The organism is Larkinella sp. C7 (genome assembly GCF_006149005.1).
Lineage (GTDB): Bacteria > Bacteroidota > Bacteroidia > Cytophagales > Spirosomataceae > Larkinella.
Map to the genome: position 1 here is coordinate 152,064 of NZ_VBSL01000008.1, position 11,919 is coordinate 163,982.

At 55.3% G+C, this 11,919-nt stretch carries 11 protein-coding genes; 3 read left to right on the forward strand and 8 right to left on the reverse strand.

Translation table 11 applies throughout. The features are described 5' to 3' along the window. The first annotated feature begins 8 nt into the window (after positions 1-8). The 3 genes from FH871_RS20555 (at position 9) to FH871_RS20565 (ending at position 4,180) form a co-directional block, all read left to right on the forward strand. On the forward strand, positions 9-2,489 hold the full coding sequence (locus FH871_RS20555; protein WP_229317430.1) for an outer membrane beta-barrel family protein: 2,481 nt from the start codon (positions 9-11) through the stop codon (positions 2,487-2,489). A 12-nt stretch (positions 2,490-2,501) separates the two neighbouring features. Next, positions 2,502-3,356 (forward strand): GNAT family N-acetyltransferase, encoded by an 855-nt coding sequence (locus FH871_RS20560; protein ID WP_138993242.1) that lies wholly within the window; start codon positions 2,502-2,504, stop codon positions 3,354-3,356. 170 nt (positions 3,357-3,526) lie between these two features. Then, complete coding sequence (locus FH871_RS20565; RefSeq protein ID WP_138993243.1) at positions 3,527-4,180, forward strand: hypothetical protein; 654 nt, start codon at positions 3,527-3,529, stop codon at positions 4,178-4,180. Between the two features lie 9 nt (positions 4,181-4,189). Here the strand turns inward: FH871_RS20565 and FH871_RS20570 are convergent, their stop codons facing one another. The 8 genes from FH871_RS20570 to FH871_RS20605 all read right to left on the reverse strand — a co-directional run bounded on the left by FH871_RS20570 (position 4,190) and on the right by FH871_RS20605 (position 11,896). Further along, on the reverse strand, positions 4,190-4,981 hold the full coding sequence (locus tag FH871_RS20570; protein WP_138993244.1) for an SDR family NAD(P)-dependent oxidoreductase: 792 nt from the start codon (positions 4,979-4,981) through the stop codon (positions 4,190-4,192). Between the two features lie 110 nt (positions 4,982-5,091). Further along, positions 5,092-6,030, reverse strand: coding sequence for an aldo/keto reductase (locus tag FH871_RS20575; RefSeq protein WP_138993245.1), 939 nt, complete (start codon positions 6,028-6,030; stop codon positions 5,092-5,094). A gap of 29 nt (positions 6,031-6,059) precedes the next feature. Continuing rightward, the gene (locus tag FH871_RS20580) at positions 6,060-7,088 is read right to left on the reverse strand and encodes a hypothetical protein (RefSeq protein WP_138993246.1); all 1,029 of its coding nucleotides are present in this window, start codon (positions 7,086-7,088) and stop codon (positions 6,060-6,062) included. Between the two features lie 44 nt (positions 7,089-7,132). Then, complete coding sequence (locus FH871_RS20585; protein WP_138993247.1) at positions 7,133-7,963, reverse strand: SMP-30/gluconolactonase/LRE family protein; 831 nt, start codon at positions 7,961-7,963, stop codon at positions 7,133-7,135. A 151-nt stretch (positions 7,964-8,114) separates the two neighbouring features. Further along, positions 8,115-9,599: a M81 family metallopeptidase gene (locus FH871_RS20590; protein WP_138993248.1), complete on the reverse strand. Its 1,485-nt coding sequence runs from the start codon at positions 9,597-9,599 to the stop codon at positions 8,115-8,117. A gap of 10 nt (positions 9,600-9,609) precedes the next feature. Further along, entirely contained in the window at positions 9,610-9,993 is a 384-nt protein-coding gene (locus FH871_RS20595; RefSeq protein ID WP_138993249.1) for a RidA family protein, read from the reverse strand. Next, positions 9,990-10,634 (reverse strand): RraA family protein, encoded by a 645-nt coding sequence (locus tag FH871_RS20600; protein WP_138993250.1) that lies wholly within the window; start codon positions 10,632-10,634, stop codon positions 9,990-9,992. Before FH871_RS20600 ends, FH871_RS20595 begins: the two co-directional genes overlap by 4 nt. Continuing rightward, entirely contained in the window at positions 10,631-11,896 is a 1,266-nt protein-coding gene (locus FH871_RS20605) for an MFS transporter (RefSeq protein WP_138993251.1), read from the reverse strand. Before FH871_RS20605 ends, FH871_RS20600 begins: the two co-directional genes overlap by 4 nt. Positions 11,897-11,919 lie beyond the last annotated feature (23 nt).

Genomic DNA, 11,919 nt, shown 5'->3' on the forward strand with positions numbered 1-11,919 from the left:
AAACGCGAATGAACCGAACCTTTACACCCTTTCCCCTCCTTCCGGGCATGTTTTCCCTAAACTTTAAAAAGTGCATTTTTTGTTTATTCCAGTTGATCCTTTGCTGCCTACTGGCCTCGTCTGTAAGCTACGCGCAGGACGGCAAACTGAAAGTGAAAGGGAAAGCACTGGATGCCCAAACCAACGCGCCACTCATTTTTGCCAGTGTCCGGTTGTTCAAACCCGCCGATAGTTCATTCGTTGCGGGGGCCATTACCACCGAAACCGGCGAGTTCTCGGTCGATGCCGTGGCCGGAAACTACTACGCCGTTGTGGAGTTTATGGGGTACAAACCGCTGAAAAAATCCGCCATCCGCCTGACCCGCGACAATTCTCCGCTCGACATCGGCACGCTTAAACTCGCGGCTTCGGCCAGCACACTGGATGAAGTGGTGGTGCAGGGCGAAAAAAGTTCGATGGAATTTTCACTGGATAAAAAGATTTTCAACGTGGGGAAAGACCTCGCCAACGCGGGCGGAACAGCCGCCGATATTCTGAGTAATGTGCCGTCGGTGGCCGTGGATGTCGAGGGCAACGTCAGCCTGCGGGGCAGCAACAGCGTCCGGATTCTGATCGACGGAAAACCGTCGGGCCTGGTCAGCATCAAAGGCGGCAGCGGTTTGCAACAGTTGCAGGGCAGCAGCATCGAGCGCATCGAAGTGATCACCAACCCCTCGGCGCGCTACGAAGCGGAAGGCATGGGCGGTATTATCAACATCATTCTGAAGAAAGAGCGGAAAGAAGGTTTCAATGGTTCCTTTGACGTCATTGTCGGACACCCGACCAATTATGGACTGGCCGCCAACGTCAATTACCGGCGCAAAAACCTGAATTTTTTCGTCAACTATACCGCGGCATACCGGAACACACCCGGCCGCAGCACCTTGTATCAGGAGTTGTATCGCAACGATTCGACGTTCCTGACCGAGCAAAACTCGACCAGCAAACTCAAAGGGCAAAACAACAACGCCCGGGCCGGAATCGACTATTTTTTCAACGACAAAAACGTATTGACGGGGGCGTATACCTGGCGGATCAGCAAAGGCAAACGGTTTACGGACATCCGCTACCGCGATTACATTACCAGCCTGAGCAACCCGCAGAGCATCACCTATCGCACGCAGGACGAAACCGAAACCGAACCCAATTCCGAATACGCCCTGACCTACAAACGGTCGTTCAAACGCCAGGGCCACGAACTGACCGCCGACCTGCGGTATCTGGACAATTGGGAAAGTTCGGATCAGTATTTCGGCCAGCGGACGGTTCTGCCCGATGGCGGTCCTTCCGGCGTCCCGAATTCGCTGCAACGGTCGATCAACGACGAAACCGAGAAGCAGTTTCTGGTGCAGATCGATTACGTCCAGCCGTTTGCAAAAGACGGCAAGTTTGAGGCCGGTTTGCGGAGCAGTACACGCGACATGACCAACAACTACTGGGTACGGGAACAGACTTCCGATGGCGGCTGGATTCCGGTTCCGGGGCTGACCAACGACTTTCTGTACGAAGAAAACATCAATGCGGTTTACGGGATGATTGGCAACAAAACCCGCAAATTCTCCTACCAGGCGGGGTTGCGGGCCGAGTGGACAGACGTCACCACGACGCTGAAACAAACCAATGAGGTCAATCCCCGCAGCTACGCCAACCTGTTTCCGAGCGTTCACGTCACCTACGACATGCCGCAGCAGAATGCGCTGCAACTGAGCTACAGCCGCCGGGTTCGCCGACCCAATTACAACGACCTCAGCCCGTTTTCGACTTTTAGCGACAACCGGAACTTCTGGAGCGGCAACCCCGATCTGAACCCGGAATTTACGGATGCTTTTGAAATCGGTCACATCAAATACTTCGCGAAAGGTTCGATCGGGTCGTCGCTGTACTACCGGCATACCACCGGCAAAATCGTGCGCATCCGCCGGGTCGACGAAAACGGTTTTTCGAATACGCGCCCCGAAAACCTGGCAACGGAAGACTCCTACGGGGCCGAGTTTACCAGCTCGTTCACGCCGGTTAAATGGTGGAAAATGGACGGAAGCTTTAACTTCTTCCGCGCCGTTACCAACGGTGACAACCTCGACGCCAACTTTCAGAGTGACACTTATAGCTGGTTTGTGCGGGCCACCAACCGGCTGACGGTTTGGGAAAAAACCGACGTTCAACTGCGCGCCAACTACGAAGCCCCCCAACTGACCCCGCAGGGAAAACGGAAGGCCATTGCCACGCTGGATTTTGCCGTCAGCAAGGACATCATGAAAAATAACGCCACGCTGACCCTGAACGTAATCGACGTGTTCAATTCCCGCCGGTTCCGCTCCATCACCGAGGGCGCTAATTTCTACACCGAAACCAACTCGCAGGGGCGGCTCCGTCAAATCAACCTGACGTTCAATTACCGCCTGCGGCAGGCCAAGAAGAAAACGAAAGACGTCGGCGAAGGCGATTATTAAGATTATTCGGACATGAGCACCCTCCAAATCCGCCGGATGACGCTGCCGGAACTACAGGACATTGCCGTGGAATGGGCGGCTGCTGAAGGCTGGAATCCCGGTTTGGGCGACGCAGCCTGTTTCTACGCAGCGGACCCCGACGGTTTTCTGGCAGGCTGGCTCGATGGCCAGCCCATTGCCTGCATCTCGGCGGTGCGCTATCCACCGGATTTTGGGTTCATCGGCTTCTACATCGTTCGGCCCGGCTACCGGGGCCAGGGTCACGCTCTGACCCTCTGGAAAGCTGCCATGCAGCACCTGGAAGGGCGCACCATCGGTCTGGATGGCGTGGTCGAACAGCAGGAAAACTACCGGCGATCCGGTTTTGCGTTGGCCTACAACAACATTCGTTTCGAAGGCACCACACCCCTGCCCATTACCGCGGAAACCGGTGCCACGGTCGTTCCGGGCGACCAGCTTCCTTTTGAATCCCTCCTGGCCTACGACCGGCTTTATTTCCCGGCTGACCGGGCCGCTTTTCTGGCGGCATGGCTTCGTCAGCCCGACGCCACAGCATTGGCGGTTGTTGTCGGCGAAGAAATCCAGGGGTATGGCGTGATTCGGCCCAGCCGCGAGGGGTTTAAAATCGGACCCCTCTTTGCCGAAACACCCGCTTTCGCCGATCAGCTTCTGACCCGACTCGTTCAATCCATTGCCCCCCAAACCCGGTTTTATTTGGATGTTCCGGCAGCTAACCCGGCAGCCGTGGCCCTCGCCCGGCAGTACGGCATGCAGCCGGTTTTTGAAACCGCCCGGATGTATACCGGAAACGCCCCCCGCATTGCCGTGAACGGCATCTTTGGCGTAACCACCTTCGAACTGGGGTGAGCCCGCTTCCATTCGCTGGCTCACGGGCTACGAATCCTGAAATAGCACCTGTTATGTACCCAATCCCGCCAATTACCAGTTTGGCGTATTGGAAGTCCTTCTGCCTTGCGACCTTTGAATACCGATCCCAACGACCTGATCAGCGGGAGCAACGCTAACGAACACGACGCATGGCCCTTACACACCCCTTTAACACAACGCCACAACCATATTCTCAGGAATCCACCAACGTCATTTACGAACTGCTGTTCTGTGACTCCCTGGCGTATTACAAAAACCGCATTCAGTCGCCGTACGAATATCCGTGGACGGTTTTGCTGGCCGATACCGCAGACACTTCCGATTTGCAGAACGTGGCGGCTGACCCAGACGTCGAAACCCGAATCAAGGCCCTTGCCTGCCACCGGTTACGGGAAAACGGGCTCCCCATCGAAAAGAGAGAATTGCTGGCGGTTGTCGTCGAAGTCGGTTTGGACAATGGGCTCGATGTACTGGCTTCGTATCAGGACGGAACCGCCCGCTACATCAATCATACCGAACGGATGGTGATTTGGGAAGCCACCGATTCTCGATCCAACACCCTGACATCCAACCTGTTCAACGCCAGCATCAACATCGTGACCAAAATCGGTCCCTGGGACGGTCCCCGACGGCCCCATCCCGTCGAAGGGAATGTCCGGATTTCGTTTCTGGTGTCTGACGGACTTTATTTTGGCGAAGGTCCCATCAACGTTTTGTTCAATGATGCCCTGGCGAGTCCGGCCCTGACGGCCGCCACCGAACTCATGCAATATGTAACGGAGAAAGACCTCGCCAATCAGTGACGTTCTTTTTTACCAGCTTGTCCAACCACCATCGACCAGTAAATTCTGCCCCGTAACAAACGCTGACGCATCAGAGGCCATGAAAACCACCGGGCCTTTGATGTCGTCATCGTTGGCAAAACGGCCCAGGGGCGTCAGACGTTTGTAGTTTTCGACAAATTCTTCCTTCCCGCTCATCTGCTCCACACCGGGGCCGTAGCCGCCGGGGCTGATGCAATTCGCCCGGATGTTGTCTTTCCCGTAGTAATTCGCCAGCCATTTGGTGAAGCCCACCATGCCCCATTTGTCGTACGTATAATTGACCGGGCTGGTCATGCCGGTCGTTCCATACACCGGAAAATGGGGACCGACCGCGCCCTGTATTGAGCTGATGTTGATGATGTTACCGGACTTTTGCGGAAGCATCACGGCAATCACGGCCTGGGTGATCAGCACCAAACCGGTCGAATTGATCCGCTGGGCTTTTTCCCAGCTTTCCCTGTCGATATCGGCCAGATTTTGGAAGCCTTCGCGGGAAACCGCATTGTTGACCAGCACATCGATCCGGCCAAAGCGGTTTTTCACTTCATCCACAAACGCGCGAATCGAGTTTTCATCTTCCAGATCCAGCGCCATGCCCTCGGCCCACCAGCCTTTTTCCCGAATGGTCGCGGCAAATTTCCGGCATTTCTCACCATCCCGTGATGCAATGATAACCTCCGCACCCGCTTCGGCCAGGGCCCAGGAAATGGGCGTCCCGAAAAAGCCCGCGCCACCGGTTACAATGGCAATTTTGCCCGAAAGACTGAATAGATTCTTCATTTGTTTTTTCTTCGATATTCGTTATTCGATATTCAATATTCGTTATTCAATCATCAGATATACAATGCTTTAATATCGAATAATGAATTACGAATATTGAATAACGAAGTTTAAAAACGCCACACCGCCGGTGTCACGATCTCTTCCTCCACCGCCTGAAACACGTCCTGGATTTCGGCCAGCACGTCGGGTGGAATCGCCGGGCCATTCAGCAAAGCAATATTCTGCTGGATTTGGGCCTGATTGACTGCTCCGAAAACGATGCTATCGACCGCGGGCAAATCCCGGACGAACGAAAAAGCGAGTTGAGCCACGGACATTTGCGCCCGCTGCGCCAGTTTTTGCAGTGCAACCAGGTGCAGTTCTGCTTTTTTCAGACTGCCTCTCAACTGCGCCGGATTCATAAAAAACAGCCCCTGCAAAAACACGCTGCGCGCAAAAACCAGCTTCGACTGGCTCCGCAACTGCTCCAGCAGCCCGGTTTTCAAGAGCCGTTGATCGAAAACGTTCACCGGAATCTGCGTCGCTTCCAGCACCTCTTCTTCCAGGATATACGCCACATCTTCAGGCTCATACGCCGAAACACCCCCGATGTCGATCAGCCCTTCCTCTTTCAGTCGGCGCACCATCATCGGCAGAATTTTGATCACTTCCGCCATTGGTTCCGCGCCTTTGTGATGCAGGCAAACCGGCAGTCGATCAACTTTCAAAGCCGCCAGCGACTCCTTTACGCTCCGATGCACCTCGTCCCACGCCCGCTCCGGATGGCCGAGGTTGGCCGGGTTGATTTTGAATTTTGACACCAGATTCGGGTCGTACGCCTGACCGGTTTCTTCCAGAAAATCACCCAACACCTGCTCCGAATGTCCATACTGACGGGCGGTATCCAGCGTATTGATCCCGGCTTGTGCGGCAAGCTGAAGCATTTGGAAACTCTCCGCCCGATCCGGCATCCCTTCCGAATTCGAGATACCGTAATTCAACCCCAACTGAACGGTTCCCAGCGTCAACTGCGAAAACCGGTAATTATGAAAAATGCGATACGTCATGAATGACTTATTTTTTATACACCAGGCAACTAGTTCACACTCACCACCGACGGCGTCCGAATACCCGGTTTTATTTCTCCGCTGACGTACACCCAACGGTTGTTCCAGAACACCACGGGCAAGGTTACCCGGGCTTCGAACCGGGTTTGCTGACCGATGTATTCCCAGCTATCGGTTTCGGGAAAATAAAAAAGCAGACTTTGAATAATTCCGGGATGGGTGGCCGGTGTTTTATAAGCTGCCGTTACCGCATCGACCCCGCCCCAGAACAAAAACCGGTCGTTGTTCAGAACGGGCAAAACCGTTCCCCCGGCCGACATGCCCCGGGGCATCGGCGCCAGCTTTTCCCAGACACCAACCCATTTGTTGTTCTTTTGCTCCAGCCGTAAACGAAATGCATCCAGCAGAATAGATCGGTATTTCTCACCTTTGGCATTAAGTCCGACGGTTTCTCCGCCAAAGAGATAAAAGTGGTTCCGATAAACCGTACAAACCGGAAACTGCCGTTCCGGCCCCGGCCACGCTTCGGTTTCGAACCAGCCCCGCGAGCGATTTTTCAAATCCAGTGCATAGCACTTTTTCAAGGGCATTCCGGTTGGCGTGCTGATTCCTCCGGCAATCACAATCACATCACCCAGCAGCGTTCCGGCCATGTTCGCCAGCAAAACCGGCAGCTTTGGGTAACTGGATTGAATCAGTTTCTTTCCGTTCCATTCATACCCGATTACCCGGTTCAGATGACCGCTTTCCGTACTTCCACCAATCAGAATGAGGGTATTCTGGTACGAAACCGTTACGCCATAGCCCGACGGTTCGGGCAGTTTTTCATCCGCTTTCAACCAGGTCTTTCCATCGGCCAGGACGTAGATATCGTCGTACCACTTCTTTTTCCCGCCCTCCCAGGGGTATTTGTCGGGGAAATTGGCCCCGCCCAGACAAACCAGCGCACCGTGGCTAACACCCGCGAACATCCCCGCCCAGCCCTTTCCACCCGGCAGCGGTGGCAATTCAGACCACTCGACCGCAGGCTGCGCTACGGTTTTTAATGCAATTGTCATGAGTAAAACCAAGCGATAAAAGGATAATTTCATCATCCGTAGAATTAAAAGTAAACTGTGATCAAAACCACTCCGCCCGGCCCCGGTTCGCGGAATCCGCCGGTTACGAGCAGCGTCTTACGTTCCGGCTGGTCTTCCAGAAAACACAGGTTGCTGGTCAGTGGCAAAGTGGTATCCAGCGAAAAAAGCCACTCACCCCGCGCCGACACCACCTGAATCGCCTGCATCCCGTAATGCGCCACCCAGATGCGCCCCTGCTGATCGAGTGCCAGACCATCTGGCAAATTGCCAATGGCGTTCCCCGAAGGATGGGCCGGGAGTGCCGCAAAAACCAGCACCGGGCCTTTCGGCATTCCCGGTTCGGCCAGTTCGATCACCAACACCCGGTTTTGGTAACTTTCGGCCACATACAACTTCGTTTCATCGGCCGACAACACCAGCCCATTGGCGTAATCGATGCCGTCCGCAACCAGTCGCTCGGTTCCGTCTGCTCCGACAAAAAACACTTTTCCATGGGTTCGGATCGAGTCGGTAAAGTAGAGATTCTGACGGGAATCGATCACCAGATCATTGGGCGACTGCACGTCCACACCGGCGCAAAACTGCTGAATAACAACCCCTTGATACGACCCATCTGAACCAAACCGGCCGATGGCAGCCTGCCGGGGGTCGCACACCCCATGGTCGCCAGTGGGCAAAACAACCTGCCCGTTGGGGCAAGCGGTTTTTCCCCAGACGATGTACTTCCCCGCTCTATCCAGCCGAATGATTTCACCGCCGGTGAGCGTCGTAACATACCAGTTTCCATCCCGATCCACCGCCGGGCCTTCGGTGTAAAAAGGCAGATCAAGAAGCTTTTCGACGGTGTAGTTCATGCTTTTCTTTATTTCATTATTCGTTACCGCGCGGGCGGCCCCGTCAATATTAAATATTCGATATTCAAACCATTGATTATAAGATACTTAAACCTTAATATCGAACACCGAATTTTGACGGGGCCGCCCGCGCGGTAACGAATAATGAAGTTTAGTGGAGCTGATGATCCCTTTCAAACGGAAACAACGGTCTTCTCCGGTTTTGATACGTAAAAAGTGTCATGTCCGCCTGGGTCACGCCCGGCGTATCGACCTGCACAATGGCCGGGCAAACCGGGGCGTAGGCAGCAATCGGGGCGTTGACGCCTTTGGCGATGATGATGGCAAACGCGTCCGGTTCCAGGCCGAAAGCCGTCATCTGGCGCAGGCTGTAGGGCGGTGTTCGGCGGGTCGTCAGCATGACGATATTGCCTTTTTGAGTTTTCACGAGTGCGGTTTCGCCCATGTCGTAATTCACAAAACCGCCGTGTTTGGGCGTCGATTCGGTGAATTTTCCATCCAATAGTCGCGTGAGTGTCACCTCCGTTTTGTGGGGTTTCCCGGCTTCCATCGCCAGTGGAAACGTTTCACCAATGGCATGTTGACGCGCTTCCTCCACCGCCGATGGATCGTACAGGCAGATAAAAACCGGTCCGATGTCCTTCATTTCCAGCGATTCCAGCAAATGCGTGCTGTTGCCGGGTGCGCCCCCACCGACGTTGTCGCCCATGTCCAGCATCAAAACCGGTTTGGGTAAAGCCGCCAACGTCGGCAAGACGGCCTGAATACCGGTTTTGGGGCCGTTAAATTCTTCTTTTCGGTCAAGGATATAGTCAGAAAGTTGCTGCCCGGTTTTCTGGATCAGCTTCTGCGCGTCGGCATCCTGTTTTTGGTCGGCAACCAGAATGAAAGCCGAACCCATTTCGGCCACATCGGCATACGGAAACCCCAGCAGCAAACTCGCCGACAGCAGGCGGTTTTGCCTCCCCGTTTCCGTCAAATGCGCCAGTAGACTTCGGCAGGGGTCCTGCGAGGTGTATTGTTGTTCGATGCTGATCGCCATCGGCAGTTGCACCAGGTGCTGCACGGGCTGAACCGTGCCCCTTAACGTGTCCACGAGAATCTGGGCGGCTTTCCGACCTGTCGCCCGCTGGTCGATGTGCGGATTGGTGGCATACGCGACCAGCGCATCCGTGGCCGCTACCATCGCCCGGCTGACGTTGGCGTGCGGGTCCAGCGTGCCGGTTATCGGTATTTCAGGACCCAGTTTTTCCCGCAGCAAACCCAGCCAATGCCCATCCAGATCGGGATACGATTCCGCGACCCCGGCCCCATGCGGCACCACGACACAACCATCGACGGGCAAAACAGCGTCAAGTGCCGCCCACATCTCGGCTAGGATAGCCTCGTAGGCTTCTCGTTGGATCAAACCACCCGGCGTGGCCGAGGCATACAAAACCGGCACGAGTTCCAGGTCAGGAGAAGCATCGATTACGTCGATCACGCCACTGATTTCGTGGTGCGCGCCCGCGTATTCGGCCCGAATGGCCTCCCCCGCCAGCCAGTAGCCGTTTTTGAAATCGTCCAGCGTGGTGGGGATTTCAATAAAGGTGTTGGTTTCGTGGTAAATGCCCAGCAGCGCAATTCGTTTTCGCATCGTTGCGGTTTTATTTTCCTACATAAATCACGACATCGACTTCAAACTTCAGCAAATCGCCCAGGCAGCCAATCAGCGTGGTCCGGGCCGGATACGGGGCGCTAAAATAATCCCGGTAAATGGCGTTGAACTCGGCCAGGTATTCCTGTTTGCCAACGTAATTCCGAACCTGAACGGCATCGTCCAGACTCGCTCCGGCGGCTTCCACGATCCGTTTCAGGTTTTCGAACGACCGGCGGCATTCCCCCTCAAAGGTGTCATTGACGATGGCTCCGGTGTCGTCCACCGAGGCTTGTCCCGACACAAACAGGTAATCGCCCGAAACAATACCGGGTGAAAAAGGGAGATGACTTTTCGGGATGTTTTCCCCACTTACGACGATTTTCTTGCTCATAATACACCAAATTTTTGATAGGCTTCCCAGGCTTTCATGCCGTTTTTAATGGCATCACGCGTGACGTTTTCGGCATCCACTTTCTGAATCGCTGCGGCAATGACCCGCTCTTCCACTTCCTGCGGAACGACGACAATGCCGTCTTCGTCGGCCATCACCAGATCGCCGGGCCGGAATTTTACGCCGTCGATCTCCACGGTCACGTCCAGATCGACCACCCGCTGGCGGTTCTGGCTGTCGTACGGATTTCTGGAAGTCGCAAAAACCGGAAATTCCATTACCCGCATCTTGTCGATATCCCGAACCCCGCCGTGAACGATGACGCCCAGACAACCGCTGTTGCGGGCCGCCGTCGACAACAACTCGCCCCAGATGCCGGAGCGCGTAGAACCGCCTGCCGCACAGATCAACACATCGCCCGGCTGGCAGGAATCGACGGCCTGTAATTCGAGTTCGTAGGGATTCGGGTCGGCATCGTACATGTCCGCCCACAAGCTGGTTTTGCAACGCCCCAGCAACTTGGGAATGCCGGTATAGGCGTGAAACGGAATGCGCGTGGCCTGGTGCGTATAGCCCAACTGGTCGAGTACATCCGACAGCACGGCCACGTATAGTTTGTCTTTTAATTCTTCCAGATTCATTTTAAAACAGGTTTATTCCCGACTTCCGGACGTTCAGCAATGTCTTCCGGTTTGGGTTTGATGGTATATAGCAAGGCGGCAGAAATCAGCATGGTAAGGGCGGCAAACTGGAACATCCGGCTCAGATCCACGTCCGCATCCCGCAAGATACCGCCCGCGTACAGCCCCACGCCCCCGACGATGCAGGCCACCAGATTCAACACGCCGTAGCCCGTGGCGCGGTAGCGTTGATCGGCAATCAGACACAAAATCGGCATCATGTTCGCATCCAGGAAGGTGCGCGTAAAGGCATAAAGCATGAAACAGACGATGGCGACGGGAAGAATGCTCGTACTGCTGGCAATGAAAATACCGGGAGCGGCAATCACCAGACCGATGAAAGGCACCAGAATCCGGCCGCGTGGGTTGGTCCGGCTCCAGCGGTCGGCCAGAAAACCGCCCGTCAGAACGCCCACCAGCGAAGCCGTGTGAAAGTAGCCCGTGGCATACAGGCCGGCGACGGTTTGGGACAGGTTGAAATGCTCTTTGTAATACGTTGGTAACCAGCCGACAACCAGCCAGCTCACAATTCCACCCAGCCCCCAGAAGGTGAGCGCTACCAGGTAATTCCGGCGACTGAACAGATCCCGAAGGGCGGCCGTGAAACGAATGGCCGGTTCGGGTTCGGCTGAAAGCGCATGTTTTTCGGGCACAACCGGATCGCGCAACACCAACGCCAGCAACACCGCATACCCGACGCCAATGAGTCCAAAAACGCCAAATGCGTAGCTCCACGTCCGGCTTTCGGCCAGCCAGCCGCCGACAAACCCCAGGCTTTGCCCGATCATGATACCGCCCATGTGAATGCCCGTCGCCAGCGAACGCGTGGCACCCCGGTGGTAGTCGACAATCAGCGCCAGAGCCGCCGGAATGTAACAGGCTTCGCTGACGCCCATGAGCGCGCGGGTCAGGAGGAGTTCTTCAAAGGTGGTGGCCCGGGCGGTAAACCAGGTGACAATCGACCAGACAAACAGGCTGCCGATAATGACCCGGCTGCGGTTAAACCGGTCGGCCAGAAAACCGGCCAGCGGACTCAGCAAACCGTATACCCACAGGAAAACCGAAGTCAGCAAACCGAACTGACCGTCGGTCATCGGAATTTCGGCCAGAATGGAACTCCGCATCGTGGTAATCATCATCCGGTCGAGGTAGTTCAGACAGCCGACCACACAGAGTAAACCCACGATGAGCCACGGATAAAAAGATGGTCGCGATAGAGTCATGGCTTGATAACGTGGGGGTTAGT